The sequence below is a fragment of the Pseudomonas sp. YuFO8 genome (assembly GCF_035065025.1).
Classification (GTDB): Bacteria; Pseudomonadota; Gammaproteobacteria; order Pseudomonadales; family Pseudomonadaceae; genus Aquipseudomonas; species Aquipseudomonas putida_AE.
Window position 1 is genome coordinate 177,758 of record NZ_JAXDEQ010000007.1, and the last position, 22,878, is coordinate 200,635.

The window sequence follows — 22,878 nt, forward strand, 5'->3', positions numbered from 1 at the left end:
TGTATCCAGAAAGCACGCGTTATCGTTAGCGACCATCGCTGGCAAGCCAGCTCCTACAGGGGGTGTGTTTATCCAACAAACACGCGTTATCGTTGGCTACCATCGCTGGCAAGCCAGCTCCTACAGGGGTGCGGTGTTGTCAGGCGGTGGTTGGGGTGCGCTCCAGTAGGTGTTCGAGGTCGTCGAGCAATTCGTCGCTGCGTAGCAGCTCGTAGTGGCCGCCGGCCAACAAGCGATCAATGCCGTGATTGCCGACCTGGGCTTCGAACACCCGGCGTTCGTCCTCGCGTCCGGCTACCCACCAGCGATGGGCCGAGACCTGAATTTTCGGTAGTTGTCGCTGCGACAGCGCAAGCTGTTTGAGCGACGAACCGGTAGCGAAGATCTGCGTCAGTTCACTGGCACCCAACGCCGCGTGGCCATTGGCGCCGTGCATGGCTGCTTCGATCACTGCGGTGGCGCCTTCGCGTTCGTTCAGGCCTGTGGTTTTCGAAGCAATCAAGGCCTGTGCTTCTACAGACGGTTGACCGAGGACAAACTTAAGGAAGTCCGCCAGGTCTTCGCGCCAGTCCCCCGCTTCCGCCGTCCCCGCCACATAAGTGTCGACCAGCCCGGCGAACGCCACCGTCTGCCCCTGGCGTTCCAGTTCATGGGCGACCAGTTGCGTCAATGCGCCACCCAGCGACCACCCGAGCAGGTAGTACGGTCCTTGCGGCTGTTGTGTGCGGATTCGCTGGGCATAGGCCTGGGCCATGGCCAGCAGCGACTCGTCCTGCCACTGCGGGTCGAGCAGCATGCGGCATTGCAGGCCGTACACCGTGCGCCGGCCTTCGAGGCGACGGGCCAGCGGCTCGTAGTCGAACACCGTGCCGAAACCGGCGTGCAGGCAGAACAGCGCCGGCACGTTGCTGACCCGGCCATTCAGCGCCAGCAGCGGGTCCGGCGCTTGTGCAGGTTCTGCGACTTGATAGCCGCTGAGTTCGGCGATGCAGGGTTTCTGCATCAGGTCGCGCAGTTTCAATTCGAAGCCCAGTTGCGGCTGGCTGCGCACCCGCGAGATGACCTTGAGCACCTGCAATGAGTCGCCGCCGAGTTCAAAGAAGTTGTCATCGATGCCCACTTGCGGCACCCCCAACACCTCTTGCCAGATCGTCGCCAGCGCGCTTTCCAGCGCGTTGCGCGGCGCGCGGTAACCGCCCAGTGCCCATTCCGGCACAGGCAGTGCGCGACGATCGAGCTTGCCGTTGGCCGACAGCGGGAAGCGCTCCAGCACCAGGATCCGTGCCGGCACCATGTAGTCAGGCATCTGCGCTTGCAGATCGGCCTTCAAGCGTCGATCCAGTCCGGTGGCAGCAGCGGCCACCACGTAACCGACCAACTGTTTGCCGGTCGGCGTGTCGTGCACCACCACGGCGGCATCCTGCACAGCGGCGCAGTCACGCAGACGGGCTTCGATCTCGCCCAGCTCGATACGGAAACCACGGATCTTCACTTGCTGGTCGAGCCGGCCGAGGTAGTCGATCAAGCCGCATTCGCGCTGGCGCACCAGGTCGCCGGTGCGGTACATGCGGCCACCGGCCTCGAACGGATCGGGAATGAAGCGCTCGGCGCTCATGCCCGGCCGCTGGTGATAACCCCGCGCCAGGCATTCGCCGCCCAGGTACAACTCGCCGCTGACACCCACCGGCAACGGATTGAGGTCGGCGTCGAGGATGTACAGGCCACGGCCCGCCACGCCACGGCCAATCGGCGCATAGGCCGCCTCGCAGGTTTCGCTGGCTTCGGCACGCCACAGCAGTGGTGTAACCACGGTTTCGGTCGGGCCGTAGCCGTTGACCAGGCGCTGCGGGCGCAAGGTGCGCTTGACCTGTTCGAAGCTGGCATCCGGCACCGCATCGCCGCCAAAGCAGTACACCTCGACCGCCGGCGGATTGCCCAGGCGCTCGGCTACTTCGGCCATCTGTTGCAGGTACGCCGGCGGGAAGCAGGCGACGCTGATGCTGTGGCGATGCAGCACCTCCAGGGTGTGTTCCGGGGTCCACAGGTTGTCTTCGCGGATCACCAGGCTGCCGCCGGCCAACAGCACACTCAGCCAGCGTTCCTGGGCACCGTCGAAGGCGAACGACATGAAGTGCAGTTCACGGCTGCGTGGCGCCAGTTCGTAGAGGTCGATGATGCCGCGGCAATGCCGGGCAATCGGCCCACGTTCCACCGCGACGCCCTTGGGTTGGCCGGTGGAGCCGGAGGTGTAGATCAGGTACGCCAGGTGACCCGGCAGTGGTTCGACAACAGGGCACTGGGGGCTGCCCGCAACGCTCAGTTGATCGAGCAACAGGCGTGGCGGGCTGTCAGCCAGGGCCAGGCGATCACCCAGGTCGCTGTCGCACAGCAACAGGCTGGCGGCCGAATCGCTGAGCATGTAGGCCAGGCGCTCGGCCGGGTAGGACAGGTCCAGTGGCAGATACGCCGCACCGGCCTTGAGCACGGCCAGGAACGCGACGATGGTGCGTTCCGAGCGGGGCAAGGCCACCGCGACCATGCTTTCCGCACCGATGCCGCGGGCGATCAACTGATGAGCCAGCGCATTGGCCTGGGCTTCAAGATCGGCGTAGCTGACTTCGCGATCCTCGCAGAACAAGGCCACTTTCTGCGGCTGGTTGCGCACATGCTGATTGAAGCTGTGCAGCAGATCAGCGTTATCGCTGGAGGTTTGCGGCAAACTCAGGCGCGCTTGCGGCAGGCCGATGTTGCCCAGCAGGCAGTCCGCATCCTCTGGCAGAGCGCGCAGCAAACCTTCCATCTGCGCACGAATCCGCTCCACTTCCTGCTCACTGAAGCGATCACGCAGGTACAGGTATTCGACTTCCAGACCTTCATCGTTGGCACTGACCATCAGGTCCATCGGGAAGTTAGTGACGCCGCCGCTGCCGACTTCGGCAAAGCGCAGCTCGCCTTCCTCGCCACCGCGCAAGGCACGGTCCACCGGATGGTTTTCGAACACGATGATGCTGTCGAACAGACCCTGGCCACCCTGCCCGGCCCAGCGCTGGACGTCGGACAAGGGCGTGTGTTCGTAGTCGCGCACGGCCAGGTTGTAATCCTGCAGGTCACGCAGCCACTCGCCCAGCGGCTGTTGCGGGTCGAGGGTCTGGATCACCGGTAAGGTGTTGATGAACAGGCCGAGCATGTCCTGCGCACCGGCCAGCCCCGTCGGCCGCCCCGCCACCGTGGCGCCGAACGCCACGCTGCGTTGGCCGCTGTGGCGTTGCAGCAACAACAGCCAGGCGCCTTGCACCAAAGTGTTGAGGGTGACGCGCTGACGCTTGGCGAAGCTGTGCAGCTTGCGTGTCGCCTGGGCGTCGAGGTCGCTGTACATCACGCCGTGGCCGGAGCCTGTGGCACCCGATGCCGTGGCCAGGATGGTCGGTGCCTCGAGCGACGCCAGGCGCTCACGCCAGAAGCTTTCTGCCTGTGCCTCGTCCTGGCGTTGCAGCCAGGCGATGTAGTCGGCGTAACGTCCGGTCAGCGCCGGCAGGCTGGTGTGGTGGTACAGGCGCAGCATTTCGCCCAGCAGGCGCGAAGCGCTCCAGCCGTCCAGCAGCAGGTGATGGTAGATCCAGATCATTTGGTAGCGATCTTCACCCAGGCGCACCAGCACAAAGCGCATCAGCGGCGGGCAGCTCAGGTCGAAACCCTTGGCCTGTTCGGCGGCCGCCAGTTCACTCAGCGCCTGCTCGGTGTCGCTGCGCTCACGCCAGTCGAGTTCTTCGATGGGCAACTCGACGCTGGCAAACACCGCCTGCAGCGGATCGGCCAAGCCATCGCGCCAGCGGAAGGCGGCGCGCAGTACTTCATGACGTTCGATCAAGGCTTGCCAGGCTGCGCGGAATCGCGGCACCTGCAAGCCGTCAACCGCCACGCTCAACTGGTTGACGTAGGGGTTGAGCTGCGGCGATTCGAGGCAATGGAACAGCATGCCCTGTTGCATCGGCGACAGCGGATACAGGTCTTGCAAGCCATCGCGGGCGGCGAGATCGATGTGCGGCACCAAGGCAAACGCCTCGACTGCCGGCGCTTCGACCAACGCCGCTTCATCACGGCTCGCCACCGCGGCCAGTGCACGAATGGTCTGCTGTTCGAACAACTGCTTGGGACTGAACACCAGTCCACGCTGCCCGGCACGGCTCACCGCCTGCAGCGAGATGATCGAGTCACCGCCCAGTTCAAAGAAGTTTTCGGTGACGCCCACCGAGTCCAGGCCCAGCAGCTCCTGCCAGATCTCCACCAGCAGTGCTTCGGCCGGCGACGCGGCGGCCACCTGGTCGAGGCTCTGACGTGATGCCTCCGGTGCCGGCAGGCCCTGACGATCGAGCTTGCCGTTCGGCGTCAGCGGCAATGCCGCCAGGCACATCAAGTGCGCCGGCAACATGTGCGCCGGCAGACGGCTGCGCAGGTGTGCGGTCAGTGCTTCATGCAGGTCCTGCTCGTTGGCCAGCGGATCGCGCGGCACCACGTAGCCGACCAGTTGACGGCTCACCGGACCTTCGCGGTCGATGACGAAGGCTTCACGCACGCCTTCGTGCTCCATCAGGCAGGCTTCGATTTCGCCCAGCTCGATACGGAAGCCGCGAATCTTCACTTGCTGGTCGATACGGCCGAGGTATTCGACCACGCCATCGGCACGGAACCGCGCCAGGTCGCCACTGCGGTACAGGCGCGCCCCTGGCACGAAAGGGTCCGGTACGAAACGCTCGGCGGTGAGGTCAGGACGTTGGTGATAACCCCGGGCAACGCCCTCGCCGCCCAGGTACAACTCACCCGCCACGCCGACCGGCAACGGCTGCAAGCCGCCGTCGAGAATGTAGGCGCTGCGGTTGCCCACCGGCCGGCCGATCGGCATGAACGCCGAATCGAACTCGGTATCCGGATAGGCCAGCCAGATCAGCGGCGTGATCACCGTTTCGGTCGGGCCATAGCCATTGATCAGGCGCTTGGGTTGCAGCACCTGCTGCACTTCGTCGAAGGCATGCTTGGCCATCCCCTCACCGCACGGGGTGTAGGAACGGATCGGCAGATCGCGCCCGGCTTCGCCCATGTAGTCGGCGATCTGCGCCAGGTAACTCGGGGTGAAGCAGGCGATGGTGATGTCGTGTTTTTCGATCTCGGCGCAGGTGCGCTCCACGCTCCACAACTCGTCGTCGCGGGGCATCACCGCCGAACCGAACACCAGCGGCGTCAGCCAGCGCTCGTGGGCGCCGTCGAAGCTGATCGAGGCGAATTGCAGTTCGCGGTCGTCCGGGGTCATGCCGTACAACTCGCCGATCGACAGGCAATGCATGGCCAGCGGACCGTGGGCCACGCTGACGCCTTTCGGCCGGCCGGTGGAACCGGAGGTGTAGATCAGGTAGGCGAGGTTTTCGCCGCAGGTCAGGTTGACCGGGTCGCTGTCCGCCATGAATTCCAGCGGCTCGCGGTCGATTTCCAGCACCGCCAGGCCTTCGGGCAATGGCAGTTTTTCCCGCAGCCAGGACTGGCTGATCAGCAGGGAAATGCCGCTGTCGTCCATCAGGTAGCGCAGGCGCTCCGCCGGGTAGGCCGGGTCCAGCGGCACGTAGGCGCCGCCGGCCTTGAGGATCGCCAGCAGGCCGACGATCATCTCCGGCGAGCGTTGCATGGCCAGGCCGACCCGCACTTCCGGGCCGATGCCGCGCCCGCGCAAGTGGTGGGCCAGGCGGTTGGCGCGGCGATTGAGCTGGTCGAAGCTCAGCTCCAGTTCGTTGAAGATCAACGCCGTGGCGTCAGGCCGGATAACGGCCTGGGCCTCGATCAGTTGATGCACGCACAGCGGGTTTTCCTGCGCGCTGAACGGCGGGTTCCATTCCAGCAATTGCTGGGTGCGTTCTGGCGCAGTCAGCAGGTCCAGCTCACTCAAAGCGGCCTGAGGCGCAGCGACCATCGCAGCCAACAATGCGGCCAGATGTTCGCTCATGCGCGCAATGGCAGTGCTGCTGAAATGGCTGCACTGGTAGCTCCAGTTCAGGCTGAGCTGGCTCTCAGCGGTGGCCGCCAGGGTCAGCGGGAAGTTGGTGCGCTCATGGTTCTGCGGAATCGAGAAGCTCAACCCGGCCGGTGCGCCCTGTTGCAAGGCTTCGGCCACCGGGAAGTTTTCGAACACGAGCAGGCTGTCGAACAGCGGTTCGCCGGCGCGCCCGGCCCAACGCTGAATGTCACCCAGGGCGGTGAATTCATGCTCGCGCAGCTCGAGGTTTTGCGCCTGCAAGCGCGTCAGCCATTGCCCGACGCTTTCGAGAGCATCCGGGCTGCTGATCACCGGCAAAGTGTTGATGAACAGGCCGAGCTGGCTTTCGGCCCCAGGCAAATCCACCGGGCGACCGGCCACGGTGGCGCCGAACGCTACGCTGCGTTGGCCGCTGTAGCGTTGCAACAGCAGTGCCCAGGCGCCTTGCACCAGGGTGTTGAGGGTCACTTTTTGCTGCCGGGCGAAGTCGCTGAAGCGCTTGCTGGTGGCGACGTCGAAGGTCTGGCGGTGGTCGGCAAAGCCTGCGTCCACCTTGCTGTCGACATTGGCGAGGCTCTGGGCCAACAACGTCGGGTTGTCGAGGGATGCCAGTTGCTCGCGCCAGAACAGTTCGTCAGCTTGCGCATCCTGACGTTGCAGCCAACTGATGTAGTCGGCGAAACGCCCGGTCGGCGCCTGAATCTCTTGCCCCGCATAACGCTGCAGGACTTCGCTCAGCAGCAGCGAGTTACTCCAGCCGTCGAGCAACAGGTGATGGTGGGTGTAGATCAGTTGCTGACGCTCGTCGTCCAGGCGCACCAGGGTCAGGCGCATCAGTGGCGCCCGGGTCGAATCCAGTTGCAGGCGTTCGCTGGCGATCAGTTGCGCCAGCGCCTCGGCCTGATCATCGCGGCCGCGCCAGTCGAGGCAGGTCAGCGGCAAATGCAGATGACGATGCACCAGTTGCACCGGCGCCTCGAAACCTTCGGGGAAGTGGAAGCTGCTGCGCAGGATCGCGTGGCTGTCGAGCACCGCTTGCCAGGCGCGGCCCAGGCGTTCGGCATCGAGACCGCGAGCCTCGACGCTGAGCTGGTTCACGTAGGCGCCGGAATCCGACTCGTACAGGCTGTGGAACAACAAACCGGCCTGCATCGGCGACAGCGGATACATATCTTCGATCTGCGCCGGTGGCACTGGCAGGCCATCGAGTTGCGCCTGGGTCAGTCGCGCCAGCGGGAAGTCCGCCGGGGTCACGCCGCCCGCGCCCTCGCTCAGGCAATGCTCGATCAGCGCCAGCAGTTCAGCGCGGAAATCGTTCGCCAGGGCCTCGATTTCGCGCCGGTCGAAGCATTCGCGGCTGAAGGTCCAGTCGAGTTTCAGTTCACCGCCATACACCTGACCGTCCACCGACAGCCAGTTCGGCAAGGGTGCGTCCGCCGATTGCGCAGCTCCGCTGGACTCACTTGAAGGCGTGAACAGCGCGTCCTCGGCAAAGCTCTGGTCGAACTGGCCGAGGTAGTTGAAGGTCACCCGTGCTTGCGGCAATGCAGCCAAAGCCGCTTGGGCCGTGGCATCGCCCATGTAGCGCAAAAGCCCATAGCCCAGGCCTTTGCCGGGGATGTCCCGCAGTTGCTGCTTGATCGCCTTGATCGAGCCGCCGAGGTCGGCCGTCGGCGTCAGGCGCACCGGGAACAGGCTGGAGAACCAACCCACGGTGCGGGTCAGGTCGATGTCGTCGAACAGCTCTTCGCGGCCATGGCCTTCGAGCTGGATCAGCGCTGATTCGTGACCGGTCCAGCGGCTGAGGGTGCGAGTCAGCGCGGTGAGCAGCAGGTCGTTGACCTGGGTGCGGTAGATCGCCGGCGCCTGTTGCAACAGCTGACGGGTTTGTTCGCGGTCCAGACCGATGCTCACGCCCTGGCGCAGATGCCCGGCCTGGCTTGCTTGCGCGTTGGCCGCTGGCAGCGAATCGCTGGCGCCAGTCAGTTGAGCCTGCCACCAGTTAAGTTCGTCGGTGGCGGTTTCGCAGCGTGCGTAGGTACCGAGTTTTTCTGCCCAAGCCTGGAAGGCGCTGGTCTTCGGCGGCAGTTCCTCACCTTGATACGCGGCCTGCAAATCTTCCAGCAACACCCGCCACGAAACACCGTCCACCGCCAAGTGGTGGATCACCAACAACAAGCGTTGCGAGCCGTCAGCCTGGGCGATCAGCGCCACGCGCAGCAGCGGCCCGTCTTGCAGGCTGAGGCTGCGCTGGGCTTCGTCGCACACCGATTCGAGCGACGCATCGCTGGCGACGCGGGCGGTCCAGAGCATGTCGATGACATCGGCACTGTCGGCACCGACATAGCGCGCCGACCATTGGCCGTCGACCTGACTGAAACGCAAGCGCAGGGCATCGTGCTGCTTGAGCAGCCGTTGCAGGGCAGCTTGCAGACGCGGCAGTTCGAGGGTTTCGCGCGGCGTCAGCAACACCGCCTGGTTCCAGTGGGCACGCTGCGGGATCGGTTCTTCGAAGAACCAGCGCTGGATCGGTGTGAGGGTTTGCACGCCGTCTACCGGACCTTGTTGCGCCACCGGGGCGGCCTGCTCTTTCACCACTGCGGCCAGCGCTTGCAGGGTCTGCTGCTGGAACAGGTCGCGCGGTTGCAGGCTCAGGCCGGCCCGGCGGGCGCGGCTGACCACCTGGATCGAAATGATCGAGTCACCGCCCAGTTCGAAGAAGTTATCCTGGCGCCCGACCGGCTCCACGCCCAGCACGTCCTGCCAGATCTGCGCCAGCACGCGCTCGTGTTCAGTGCGTGGCGCTTCGAATGCACGCTGGCTGACCTGCGCGGTCGGTGCCGGCAGGCGCTTGCGCTCGAGTTTGCCGTTGGGGCTCAGTGGCATCTGTTCGATCAGCACGGTCTGCGCCGGCACCATGTAGTCCGGCAGGCTGCCGAGCAGATGGCTTTTCAGGGTTTCGCGCCAGGCGCCTTGTTGCGCCGCATCGGCGTCTAGCAACGCACGATCCTGCGGCACGATGTAGGCCACCAGTTGCTTGCCGCTCGGGCCGTCCAGGGCCAGCACCACGGCTTCCTGCACGTCGGCGTGTTCTTGCAGGCGCGCTTCGATCTCCCCCAGTTCGATGCGCAGGCCGCGAATCTTCACCTGGTGGTCGATCCGCCCGCAGTAGTCGATGGCGCCATCGGCGCGGTAGCGCGCCAGGTCACCGGTGCGGTACAGGCGCTCGCCGCTGCCGAACGGGTCGACCACGAAACGCTCGGCGGTGAGTGCGCCGCGACGGTGATAACCCCGGGCCAGGCCGACGCCACCGAGGTACAACTCACCCACCGCGCCTAGCGGCAGCGGTTGCAGTTCGCTGTCGAGGATATAGGTGCGCAGGTTGGCGATCGGTCGGCCGATCGGCACGCTGTCGCGGCCCTCTTCTACACAGGTCCAGTGGGTCACGTCGATGGCCGCTTCGGTCGGGCCATACAGGTTGTACAGGTTGGCCTGCGGCAGGCTGCGCAGGGTCTGGCGTTGCAGCTCCATCGGCAGCGCTTCGCCGCTGCAGATGATGCGGGTCAGGGAGGTGCAGGCCAAGGCTTCGTCGGCAGCAATGAACGCCGAGAGCATCGACGGCACGAAGTGCAGCGTGGTGATCGCCTGCTCGACGATCAGCGCGGCGAGGCGTTGCGGATCGCGATGCTCACCCGGGGCGGCGATCACCAGGGTGGCGCCTTTCATCAGCGGCCAGAAAAACTCCCACACCGACACGTCGAAACTGAACGGGGTTTTCTGCAGCACGCGGTCCGTGGGCCGCAAGTCATAGGCGGCCTGCATCCACTCGATGCGGTTGTGCAGCGCCACGTGGCGGTTGCCGGCGCCCTTGGGTTTGCCGGTGGAACCGGAGGTGTAGATCATGTAGGCGAGGTTTTCCGCCACCGCCAGGTTCGGCAGATCGCTGCCTGGCAAGTCGCTCAACCAGTCGGCATCGGCGTGCAGGCACAGGGTGCGCACGGTGTCCGGCGTCGGCAGTTGCGCCAGCAGGTGTTCCTGGGTCAGCAGCAGTGTTATGCCGCTGTCTTCGATCATGTAGCTCAAGCGATCGAGCGGGTATTCCGGATCCAGTGGCACGTAGGCACCGCCGGCCTTGAGGATCGCCAGCAGCCCGACGACCATTTCCAGCGAACGGTCGCAGGCGATGCCGACGATCACTTCCGGGCCGACACCCTGGGTGCGCAAGTGGTGGGCCAGGCGGTTGGCGCGCAGGTTCAACTCGGCATAGCTCAGGGACTGGCCCTGGAACACCAGCGCCGTCGTCTGAGGATTTTCCAGCACCCGTGCTTCGAAATGCCGTTGTACACAGACTTCGCCCGGATAGACCTGAGCGGTGTCGTTGAGGTCGTCGAGCATGCGCAGGCGCTCGTCGGCCTCCTGCAACGGCAATTCGGCCAGCGGCGTTTGCGGGTTTGCCAGCACCCCGGCCAGCAAGTTGCGCCAATGCCGGGCCAGGTCCTCGATGCGCTCGGCATCGAACAGGTCGGTGGCGTAGGTCAGGCTGGCGAACAGTTGGTCGCCCTGTTCCTGGGTGTCCAGTTGCAGATCGAATTGCGTGGTGTGCGCCGTGGCGTTCAACGCCTCCACACGCAGGCCGGCCAGCAAGCCACCGACGGCGGCGGGCTTGGCCTGCTGGTGGTTGAACATCACCTGGAACAGCGGGCTGTGGCTGAGGCTGCGTTCGCCTTGCAGCGTCTGCACCAGGCGCTCGAATGGTAGGTCCTGATAATCCTGGGCATCCAGGGCAAAGGCGCGGGTCTGGTCGAGCAACTGAGTGAACGGCAGGCGCCCGTCGAGTTCGGCGCGCATCACCTGGGTGTTGACGAAGAAGCCGATCAGGCCACGGGTCTCGGCGCGATTGCGGTTGCCGATCGGCACGCCGATGCGCAGGTCGGCCTGACCGCTGTAGCGATAGAGCAAGGCCTGGAAACTGGCCAGCAGCAGCATGAACGGCGTGACGCCGCGCTGTCTGGCCAGGGCCATCAGGCCGGTTGCGAGGGTGGCGTCCAGGGCGAAATCCAGGCGCGCACCACGCTGGCTCGGTTGCGCAGGACGCGGGCGATCGGTCGGCAATTCCAGCAGCGGCTGTTCGCTGCCGAGCTTGCCACGCCACCAATCGAGTTGACGTTCAAGCTCGCCGGCTTCCATCCAGCGTCGCTGCCACGCAGCGTAGTCCGAATACTCGATCGGCAGCGCTTGCAGCTGTGCGCTGCGGCCCTGGCAATGGGCGGCATACAACTGGGAAAACTCCTCCACCAACACGCCCATCGACCAGCCGTCGGTGACGATGTGGTGCAGGGTCAGCACCAGCACGTGGTCATCAAAATCCAGCTGCAACAGGCTGACGCGCAACAGCGGGCCGTGTTGCAGATCGAACGGTCGGGCGATTTCCTGCTCGACTTTTTGCATCGCCAATTCGAGGCGCTGGGCCTCGGGCTCGCCGCGCAGGTCGTGCTGCTCGATGGGGAGCGTGGTGAACGTGGCCAAGGTCTGCAGCACCTGGCCGTCATCCTCGACGAATCGGCTGCGCAGGCTCTGATGCCGCTCCAGTAAAACATCGAAACTCTGCTGCAACGCCGCGACATTCAGCGGGCCTTGGAGACGCAGGGCCGCGGGAATGTTGTAGGCACTGCTCTGCGGGTCGAGCTGCCAGAGGAACCACTGGCGCTGCTGCGCATAGGACAGCTCGAACGACGATTGCAGCGCGGCGGCAGGCGGGATCGGCAGTTGGCCGAAGCTCACGCCCTGCTCCTGCATTTTGCTCAGAAACTCGCGGCGCTTGTCGGCAGGCAGGCCAGCGAAGCGGGTGGCGATACGCGAGGCGGTGCTGTGTTCCATCAGTTGATCTCCATCTCGTCCAGCAGCGACTCAAGCGCATCCAGACGGGCATCGTTGTCGGTCGGGGCTTGTTGCCCGGCGGTGGCGGCATAAGCCTGAAGGTCGTTGCTTTCGAACAGCGCGCGCAGTGGCAGCTCGATGCCCAGTTCCAGTTCCACACGGGCACTGGCCTGGGCGGCGAGCAACGAATGCCCGCCCAATTCAAAGAAGTTGTCGCGCCGGCCGATCTGCGCCACGCCCAGCACCTCGGCCCAGATCGCTGCCAGTTGCTGTTCGAGCTCGCCCTCGGGGGCCTCGAACGGTCGTTGCCAGTCCTCGGCATCCGGTAGCGGCAAGGCCTTGCGATCGAGCTTGCCGTTGCTGGTCAGCGGCAAGGCATCGAGCAATAGCCAGTGGCTGGGCACCATGTAGTCCGGCAGGTCGACCTTGAGCGCGGCGCGCAGGTTGTCGCGCCAGCTGATCGGATCGTGCGGGGTTTGCTCGGCGACGACGTAGGCGCACAGGTGTGGCCCGCTGTCGCCGGCATGCACGCTCAGCACCGCCTGGCGCACGCCCGGTTGCGCCAGCAGCGCGGCTTCGATCTCGCCCAGTTCGATGCGGAACCCGCGGATCTTCACCTGTTGGTCGATGCGCCCCAGGTAGTCGATGCTGCCGTCGGCGCGCTGGCGCGCCAGGTCGCCGCTGCGATACAGGCGTTGCGCGGCATCGAACGGGCTGGGCACAAAACGCTCGGCGGTCAGGCCGAAACGCCCGTGGTAACCCCGTGCGAGGCCGGCGCCGGCGATGTACAACTCCCCCGCCACGCCCACCGGCACCGGTTGCAACTGGCTGTCGAGCAGGTACCAGCGCAGGTCGCGGATCGGCAGGCCGATCGGGCTCTGGGCCTTGCCGTCGAGGTCGGCCAGGCGGATCGCGCGGTAGGTCACGTGCACCGTGGTTTCGGTGATGCCGTACATGTTGACCAGGGTCGGTTGCTGGTCGCCAAAGCGTTCGAACCAGGGACGCAGGCTGGCCACTTCCAGGGCTTCGCCACCGAAAATCACCTGGCGCAACGCCAGTTGGCGCGGGCTGGCGCAGGCGATCGGCAGCAACTGGCGGAAGGCCGTCGGGGTCTGGTTCAACACCGTCACCCCTTCATCGCAAAGCAGGCGGTGGAACTCCTGGGGCTCACGGCTGATGTAATACGGCACGATCACCAGGCGCCCGCCGGTGCACAGCGAGCCAAACAGCTCCCACACCGAGAAATCGAAGGCATAGGAGTGGAACAGGGTCCAGACATCGTCTGCGCCGAAGTTGAACTCGGCCGCGGTGGCGGTGAGCAGGCGCCCGACGTTGCCATGGCTGAGCAAGGCGCCCTTTGGCCGGCCGGTGGAGCCGGAGGTGTAGATCACGTAGGCGAGATTGTCCGGGGTCGCCAACGGCGCCAGGTTGTCGTCGCTGTAGGCGTCCAGTTGCAACGCCGCCAGGTCAAGGACCTGCACGCCGTCGCGGGCCGGCAAGCCATCGATCAGGTGAGCCTGGGTCAACAGCAACGCGATGCCACTGTCATCGATCATGTAGCTCAGGCGCTCGGCCGGGTATTGCGGATCGAGCGGCACGTAGGCGCCACCGGCCTTGAGAATCGCCAGCAAACCGACCACCAGCGGCACCGCCCGCTCGGTAGCGATACCCACCCGCACTTCGGGGCCGACACCCTGCTCACGCAGTTTGCGCGCCAGGCGGTTGGCCTGGGCGTTGAGCGCCGCGTAGCTCAGCTGCTCGCCTTCACAGGACAGTGCGATGGCGTCCGGGCGTTGCGCGGCCTGGGCTTCGAACAGCTGATGCAGAGTTGGCGATGGCGCTTGCGCCTCGAACGCCGGGTTCCAGTGCTGGATCAACGCCTGCTGTTGCGGCGCTTGCAGCAACGGCAGTTCAGCGACACGCTGCTGCGGATCGGCAACCACCGCGCGCAACAGGTTCAGCCACTGCTCGGCGAAGCGCTGCATCGAGGCCTCGTCGTACAGGTCGGTGGCGTAGCTGAGGCTGGCGGCCAGCGTGTCGCCCTGCTCCTGGGTATCGAGCACCAGGTCGAACTGCGCGGTGTGTTGCTGCCAGTGCAAACGCTCCACCTGCAGGCCGGCGACCTCGCGCTCGACACTCGCCCCCATCTGCTGCTGGTGGTTGTAGAGCACCTGGAACAAGGGGCTGTGATTGAGGCTGCGATCCGGTTGCAGGGCATCCACCAGTTGCTCGAACGGCAGGTCCTGATGCACCTGGGCGTCGAGCGCGACCTGCTTGACCTGTTGCAGCAACGCACTGAACGATTGCTGCCCGTCGATCTCGGCGCGCAGCACCTGGGTATTGATGAAGAAGCCGATCAGGCCTTCGGTTTCCAGGCGCGAACGACCGGCACTCGGCACGCCGACGCTGATGCTCGACTGCCCGCTCTGGCGGTGCAGCAAGGTCTGGAAACTGGCCAGCAACAGCATGAACAGCGTCACTTGCTGGTGCTGTGCGCGCTCGCGCAAACCGGCCAGCAGTGGGCGATCGACGTTCAGCGTCAGACTGGCGCCGCGTTCGCTGCGGCGAGCCGGACGGGTCAGTTCACTCGGCAATTCCAGCGGCGCCTGGCTGCCCGCCAGTTGTTCGCGCCACCACGCCAGCTGCCGCGCGCCCTCGCCGGCTTCCAGCCAGTCGCGCTGCCAACGAGCGTAGTCGCTGTAGTTCACCGGCAGACTCGAGAGGTTGGCTGCACTGCCTTCGACAGCCGCCTGATACAACGCGCTGAATTCATCGACCATGACCTGCATCGACCAGCCATCGGCGGCGATGTGGTGCACGGTGAGCACCAGCACATGCTCCTCGGCGCCGACCTGCAGCAGCAATGCGCGCCACAACGGACCGTTGCGCAGGTCGAACGGCCGGGCGATTTCTTCGGCAACGGCGGCGTCGACCGACGACTCATCGAGCTGCCGTTCGCTGAAGTGCAACGCCAGTTCCGTGTGCAGCAATGGACGCGCCTGCTGACCGTCCTGTTCGAAGGTAGTGCGCAGGGTCTGGTGCCGGGCCTGCAATTGCAGGAAGGCTTCGCGCAGGGCCTGGCGGTTCAGTGGTCCCTTGAGGCGCAAGGCCGCCGGAATGTTGTAGGCGCTGCTCTGTGGGTCCAGTTGCCAGAGAATCCACTGGCGCTGTTGGGCGTAGGACAGAATCGGCGCCTGATCATCGGCTGCACGTTGCAAGGTCGGCTGAGCGCTGGTTTCGGCAAGCACTGCACGCTCGGCAAATTCCGCCAGATTCGTGGCGGAGAACAGGCTGCTCACCGACAGTTCGATGTTCAGTTGCTGGCGAACCCGCGAGATCACTTGCAGCACCAGCAACGAATGGCCGCCCAACTCGAAGAAGTTGTCGTCGCGACTTACCTGCTCGACCTGCAACACGTCCTGCCAGACCTGCGCCAGTTGCGTTTCCAGGCCTTCGGCCGGGGCAATGAAGGCACGTTGTGCAGCGCCGGCCTCAGCACGCGGCAAGGCCTTGCGGTCGAGTTTGCCGTTGTTGTTGAGCGGCAATTTCGCCAGCATGATCAGATGGCTCGGCACCATGTATTCCGGCAGCGACTGGCGCATGACGGCCTTGAGCCCTTCCAGATAGTCGGCCTCGGAAACCACCGCGCCGCTGGCGACGATGTACGCCACCAGTTGCGTGCCATCCTGGGCGATGACCGCCGCTTCGCGTACCTCGTACCGGGCTTGCAGACAGGCTTCGATCTCGCCCATCTCGATGCGGAAACCGCGAATTTTCACCTGATGGTCGATGCGCCCGACGTATTCCAGGTCACCGCTGGCGTTGTAGCGCGCCAGGTCGCCGCTGCGGTACAGGCGCGCGCCCGGTTCGCGGGCGAACGGGTCCGGGAGGAATCGTTCGGCGGTCAGCGCCGGACGGTCGAAATAACTTTGCGCCAGGCAGGCCGGCGCGCCGATGCACAACTCGCCAACGCCATCGGCGGGCAGCAACTGGCCGGCTGCATCCAGCACATACAGTGCGCGGCCGGGAATGGCGCGACCGATCGGAATGCCGAACGCATCGCTGGCATCCTCCAGGCCACACTCGTGCACGCTGGACACCACCGTCGCTTCGGTCGGCCCGTAGGTGTTGAGCAGGCGCACGTGACCCAGACCAGCCTGATGCCACAGGCGCAGTCCTTCTACCGACATGGCCTCGCCGCCGACGTGCACCTGACGCAGAGCGCCAAAGTTACGCACTGCACCGCTGGCACATTCACCGGCCAGCAGGAACCAGTAGGCGGCGGGCAAGTCGGCCACGGTCACACCTTGCTCGACGATCTGTGCAGCCAGTCGACCGGCGTCCCACAGGTCATCGCCACGCATGATCAGTGCCGCGCCGACGCACAGGGTCGGGAAGCATTGCTCGACGAAGCCGTCGAAGCTGAAGGTGGCGAATTGCAGTACGCGATCTTCTTTCGTCAACCTCGAATAATCGGCGGCGGTCTGGCAGAACTCGCGTAAAGCGTCGTGGGCGATGGCCACGCCTTTGGGTTGGCCGGTGGAGCCGGAGGTGTAGATGATGTAGGCCAGGTCGGCAGCGATCGCGCAGTTCTTCGGATTGCCTTGTGGATAACCGGCGCTGTCATCGAGGCGCAGGCGTGCCAGCCCCGTCGGCAGCGGCAGGTCTTCCAGCAGGCCAGGCTCGCTCAGCAGCACGTCGAGACGGCTGTCGTCGATCATGTAGGCCAAGCGTTCAGCCGGGTATTTCGGGTCCAGCGGCACATAGGCCGCGCCGCTTTTGAGCACCGCGAGCAGGCTGACGATCAACTGCGGACCGCGACGCAACGCCAGACCGACACGCTTGCCGGGGCCGGCACCGTTGTAGATCAGGCGATGGGCCAGGCGGTTGGCCTGGGCATTGAGTTCGCCGTAGCTCAGGCTCCGGCCGTCGACCTGCAATGCCAGCGCATCCGGAGTCGCGGCGGCTTGAGCGGCGATGCGTTCATGGACCAGAAGCACTGTGGATAACTCAACCGTGGCCGGTTGGCTGAGGGCGAGTACCGCGTTCTTGCCTTCGGCATCGAGCAGTTCCAGCGCACCCAGCGCCGCGTCTGGTGAAGCCACCAATTGCGTCAGCAGATGCTGCAAATTGGCCGACAGTTGAGCGACTTGAGCGGCACTGAAGCGCGCCGCGTCGTAGCTGAAGTCGAAACTCAAAGCTTCGCCCAACTCGACGCCAAGCGTCAGTGGATAGTGGGTGCGCTCGTGGTTATGCAAATTGCCGAACGACAACCCCGCCGGTGCGCCCTGCTTCAGCGCCTGGGCAACGGGGAAGTTTTCGAACACCAGCAAACTGTCGAACAATGCCGAGCCCTGCTGCCCCGCCCAACCCTGAATGTCATACAGCGGCACATGCTCGAACTCGCGCATGGCCAGGTTCAGGCCTTGCAACTCGCCGAGCCACTGGCTGACGGTCTGGTCCGGCTTCATCGCGCACACCAGCGGCAGGGTGTTGATGAACAGCCCGAGCTGCTCTTCGATGCCCGGCAGCGGCGCCGAACGGCCGGCCACGGTGGCGCCGAACACCACGCAGTCCTGGCCGGTGTAGCGCTGCAGCAACAGGCTCCAGGCCGCTTGCAGCACGGTGTTGAGGGTGACTTTCTGCTGCCGGGCGAACTCGGCCAGACGCTGGGTCGCGCGTGGGTCGATGGTCACGCGACATTCCTCGCTGCCCGCGCCACCGACGGGAGGACGCAAGGCTTCGGCCAGCAGCGTTGGCGCTTCAAGCGGTGCCAGTGCGGCTTTCCAGAATTGTTCGCCAGCGACCGTCGATTGTTGCTGCAACCAGCCCAGGTAATCGCGGTACTGCCCCGTCGGTGCCGGCAGCGCATGCCCGGCGGCATAGTGCTGGATGACTTCGGCGAGCAACTGCGCGTTGCTCCAGCCGTCCATCAGGATGTGATGGCTGGTGTAGATCAGGTGCCAGGTATCAGCGCCGGTGCGCACCAGTTTCAAGCGCAACAGCGGTGCCGTGCCCAATTCGAAACCTTGCGCGCGTTCGGCATCGGCCAGGGCGTCGGTATCGGTCGCTTCCAGCACTTGCAGTGGTAATGCGACCTGACGGGCAATCGCCTGGTGCGCCACGTCCAGGCCTTGCCAGTGGAAGCTGCTGCGCAGGATGTCGTGACGCTCGACCGCGGCCTGCCAGGAGCGGGTGAAGCGCTCGCAGTCCAGGCCACCGATGTCCAGGCGCAGCTGACTGATGTAGGCGCCGACTTGCGGCTCGTACAGGGTGTGAAAGAGCATGCCCTGCTGCATCGGCGACAGCGGATACAGGTCTTCGAGCGCAGCGACATTCATTGGCAGTGCATCGAGCTGCGCCTGATCGATCCGCGCCAACGGGAAGTCCGAAGGTGTGGCTTGCGGTGCCGGCAGCGAGCAGCAGTGATCGATCAAGGCGTTGAGCTCCAGCGCGTAGTCGTCGGCCAGACCCTGGATGGTCGCGGTGTCGAACATCTCGCGGCTGAAGCCCCAGCTCAGGGACAGCTCGCCGCCATAGACCTGACCTTCGACCACCAGCCAATTGCCCAGGGTTGCCGCCGGGTCCTGAGCCATGCCGTTGCCTTCGGTGGACGGGGTGAACAACGCCCCCTCATCGAACTGACGGTCGAACTGTCCCAGGTAGTTGAAGGTGATGCGCGGTTGCGCCAGCGCCGCCAGTTCGGCGCGAACCTCAGGCGTGCCGAGGTAACGCAGCGCGCCGTAGCCCAGGCCTTTGTCCGGGACGTTGCGCAGTTGCTCCTTGATGGATTTGATCGATGCGCCGAGCTCAAGGGCGGGTGTCAGGTTGACCGGGAACAGGCTGGTGAACCAGCCGACGCTGCGGGTCAGGTCGATGTCGTCGAACAGGTCTTCGCGACCATGGCCTTCGAGCTGGATCAGCGTGCTGCCCTGCCCGCTCCAGCGGCAAACGGTGCGGGCCAGGGCGGTCAGCAGCAGGTCGTTGACCTGGGTACGGTAGGCCGCCGGGGCCTGTTGCAGCAGCTTGCGGGTTTGCTCGGTGTCGAGCTTGAGTTCGAGTTTTTCTTCGAAACGGTTTTCCAGCGCGCCGTTCGGGCGCTCGCACGGCAGGTCTTTTGGCGCGTGTTGCAGTTCGGCCTGCCAGTGGCCGAGGCTGTGCTCGAAGGCTGGTATATGCGCCTGCAAGCGCGCGACCCAACGCTGATAGGTGCTGGTTTTGGCCGGCGCGCTGCCGCCGTTGTAGAAGTGCTGCAGATCTTCCAGCAGTACGCGCCAGGACACGCCGTCCACCGCCAGGTGGTGGATCACCAGCAGCAAACGTTCAGAGCCGTCGGCCATCGCCACCCACATTGCGCGCAGCAACGGGCCATTGTGCAAGTCGAGACTGCGCTGGGCTTCGTCGCACAAAGCGTTGAGCTGCTCGACCGATTGCGCCTGACGCTGCCACAGCACCGATTTAGTGGTTGGGGCGGCGTAGGTTTGCTGCCAAGCGTTTTCTGCCTGTGCATAACACAGGCGCAGGCTGTCGTGTTGGGTCAGCAATTGTTCCAGGGCGCGCTCCAGCGCTGCGACGTTCAACGGCTCGCGCGGCACCAGCAACAGCGACTGGTTCCAGTGCTGACGCTCGGGGATGTTTTGTTCGAAGAACCATTGTTGCACTGGCGCCAACGCCACTGCGCCAACCGCAGGGCCTTGGTCGATCTGCGATTGCTCGCCACTGCGAGCCGCCTGGGCGAGGCTGCGGATAGTCTGGTGCTGGAAGAGATCCTTGGGGCTGAGCACGATGCCGGCCTGGCGCGCGCGGCTGACCACCTGCATGGAGACGATGGAGTCGCCACCCAGTTCGAAGAAATTGTCTTCCAGGCCGACGTTGTCGATGGCCAGCACGTCCTGCCAGATCGCGGCGAGGGATTTCTCCAGCTCGCTGCGTGGCGCGACGTGTTCGCGTTGCTGCTGGCTGCCATCCACCGCTGGCAAGGTCTTGCGGTCGAGCTTGCCGTTGGGGGTCAGCGGCAGTTGTCCGAGGAACAACAGGAACGCTGGGACCATGTAGTCCGGCAGGTGCTGGCGCAGCGCTGCTTTCAGGGATTCACGCAGGGTCGCTTGCGCGTCGGGGTCGTCCAGCAACGCCGAATCGTTCGGCACGATGTAGGCCACCAGTTGCTGACCGCTGGCGCCGTCCTGGGCCAGCACCGCCAGTTCGCGCACGCCACCCTGCTGCAACAGCCGCGCTTCGATTTCGCCCAGCTCGATACGGAAGCCACGGACCTTGACCTGATGATCGATACGGCCGACGTATTGCAGGGTGCCGTCGGCCTGATAGCGCGTCAGGTCACCGGTGCGATACAGGCGATCGCCAGTGCTGGAAAACGGATTGGGTACATATTTTTCAGCGGTCAGGCCCGGCCGTGACAGGTAACCACGGGTGATGCCCGCGCCGCTCAGGTACAACTCGGCGCACACGCCTTGGGGCACCGGTTGCAGTTCGGCATCGAGCAGATAGCTGGCGGTGTGCTTGAGCGGGCGGCCGATATTGGCGTGGCCACCGGCTTCGCGGCGGGTCCAGGTGGAATAGGTGGTGTCTTCCGACGGGCCATACAGATCGTAGACATGCTCGACGGTCGGCTGCTGGTACAGAGCCTCCACCAGGCTTTGCTTGAGCGGCTCACCGGCCAGGTTGATGATGCGCACGCTCGACGGGATCTGCCCGTCGCGCTGCAGTGCGTTGATCGCCGATGGTACGGTGTTGATCAGGCGTACCTGATCCCGCGCCGGCAGTTGCGGCAACTCCAGGGCGTTGCGGGCGATGATCAGCGAGCCACCGTTGGCCAGGGTGACGAACAGCTCCCACACCGACAGGTCGAAGCACACCGAAGTCGAGGCCAGTACACCCTGGATGTCCTCGCGGCTGTACACCGATCCGGACCAGTCGATCAGCGCCATCACGTTACGATGGGCAATCGCCACGCCCTTGGGCTTGCCGGTGGAACCGGAGGTGTAGATCACGTAGGCCAGGTTGTCCGGGGTGACGCGGGTGACCGGAGCGCTTTGCGGGTAGGCGGCGAGCGACTGGATCTCGTCCATCAGCAGGACTTGAGTGTCTGCGCTCACACTCAACGATTCGGCGACGGCCTGCTGTGTGATCAGCACGAGCGCGCGACTGTCCTCGAGCATGTAGGCGACGCGCTCGGCCGGGTAATCCGGGTCCAACGGTACGTAGGCGCCGCCAGCCTTGAGGACCGCCAGCAAGGCCACCAACAGTTGCTCGGAACGCTGCATGGCCACACCGACCCGCACTTCCGGGCCGACGCCGAGCTCAATCAGCTTGTGGGCCAGGCGATTGGCTTGCTGGTCGAGTTCGTTGTAGGTCAGTTGCTTGTCCGCGCAGGTCACGGCCAATGCATCAGGGCTTGCAGCCACTTGCTGGCTGATCATCTGATGAATGCACAGGTCCTGCGGGGCGCTGTCATCAGCGCGGTTCCAGTCGTGGACGATGCGCTGATACTCGGCCTGTTCCAGCAACGGCAAATCACTGATGCGCTGCTGCGAATCACTGACCATGCCTTGCAGCAACCGTGTCCAGTGCTGCGCCATGCGCGCGATGGTCGCGGCGTCGAACAGGTCGTTGGCGTAAGTCAGTGCCGCGTGGAGCTTGCCGCCCTTTTCATAGGTGTCCAGTGTGAGGTCGAACTGCGTGGTGCGCCCTTGCCACTCGATCATGCCCAGCGCCAGGCCGGACGCTGTGGTGACTGTGGAGATATCCGCGACCTGCGGCTGATGGTTGTACATCACCTGGAACAGCGGCGTGTGGCTGAGGCTGCGTTCCAGTTTCAAGGCTTCGACGAGGCGCTCGAACGGCAGGTCCTGGTGAGCCTGGGCGCCCAGCGCGGTTTCCTTGATGCGCCGCAGCAGTTCGTCGACCCGGGTCTGCCCGTCCAGTTGCGTGCGCAGCACCTGGGTGTTGACGAAGAAGCCGATCAGCCCTTCGATTTCGGCGCGGTTGCGGTTGGCGATCGGCACGCCGACGCGCAAGTCGGTCTGTCCGGTATAGCGATGCAGCAGCACGTTGAAGGCGCCGAGCAGCAGCATGAACAGGGTGATGTTGTGCTTCTGCGCGGTGGCCCGCAGTTGCTCGGCCAGTTGCCCGTCGACGGCGAATTCGTAGCGGGTGCCGCGGTAGCTCGGCATCGCCGGGCGTGGGTGATCGAGGGGCAGTTCCAGCACCGGATGCTCGTCGCCCAGTTGCGCTTGCCAGTAGTCGAGTTGGCGCGTCTGCTCGCCGGCCTCCAGCCAGCGGCGCTGCCACAGGGCGTAGTCGCTGTACTGGATCGGCAAGGGCGCCAGTTGCGGTAACGTGCCGGCATCGAAGGCGTCGTAGCAGCGGACGAACTCGTCGATCAGCACGTTCATCGACCAGCCGTCGGACACGATGTGGTGCAGGGTCAGCAGCAGGACGTGTTCCTGTTCGGCCAGCTTGAGCAAGGTGACGCGCAGCAACGGACCGACGCCCAGATCGAACGGCAGCACCGATTGCAGCTCGGCGGACTCGGCCACGGCCTGCTCGCGCTCGCTAGCCGGCAAGGCGCTGAAGTCCACATGATCGATCACCAGCGACGCGGTGGCCGGCACTTGCAGCAGGCTGTCGTCGGGCTGCGGCGCAAACACCGTGCGCAAGGTTTCGTGACGCGCCACCAGGCTGGCGAATGCCTGTTCCAGCGCCGCCAGGTTCAGACGACCAGTCAGGCGCACCGCACCCGGCAAATTGTAGGCGCCGCTTTGCGGATCAAGCCGCCAGAGAAACCACATGCGTCGCTGGGCGTACGACAGCGCCTGGCGATCCTCGGCAAGGGCCCCGGCCGGAATCGGAAACCGGGCGAAATCCACGCCCTCCTTGTGCAAGGCCGCAAGGAACAGCTGGCGCTTTTCCAAGGGCAACCCGATAAACCGGCGAGCAAGTTTCAAGGAGTCTTCAGCATTCAT

General features: G+C 65.0%; 2 protein-coding genes. Both read right to left on the reverse strand.

The genetic code is table 11. From position 1 onward, the window contains the following. Positions 1-139: 139 nt before the first annotated feature. Positions 140-11,896 (reverse strand): non-ribosomal peptide synthase/polyketide synthase, encoded by an 11,757-nt coding sequence (locus SOP95_RS09240; protein ID WP_323606895.1) that lies wholly within the window; start codon positions 11,894-11,896, stop codon positions 140-142. Then, positions 11,896-22,878 carry a non-ribosomal peptide synthetase gene (locus tag SOP95_RS09245; RefSeq protein WP_323606896.1) on the reverse strand — a complete coding sequence of 3,661 codons (10,983 nt, stop codon included), beginning with the start codon at positions 22,876-22,878 and terminating at the stop codon, positions 11,896-11,898. The genes SOP95_RS09240 and SOP95_RS09245 overlap by 1 nt, the downstream gene beginning before the upstream one ends.

Bases quoted from the DNA above. Each gene is read 5' to 3' on its own strand.
- SOP95_RS09240 (WP_323606895.1), bottom strand. From the start codon at position 11,896: ATGGAACACAGCACCGCCTCGCGTATCGCCACCCGCTTCGCTGGCCTG.
- SOP95_RS09245 (WP_323606896.1), bottom strand. From the start codon at position 22,878: ATGAATGCTGAAGACTCCTTGAAACTTGCTCGCCGGTTTATCGGGTTG.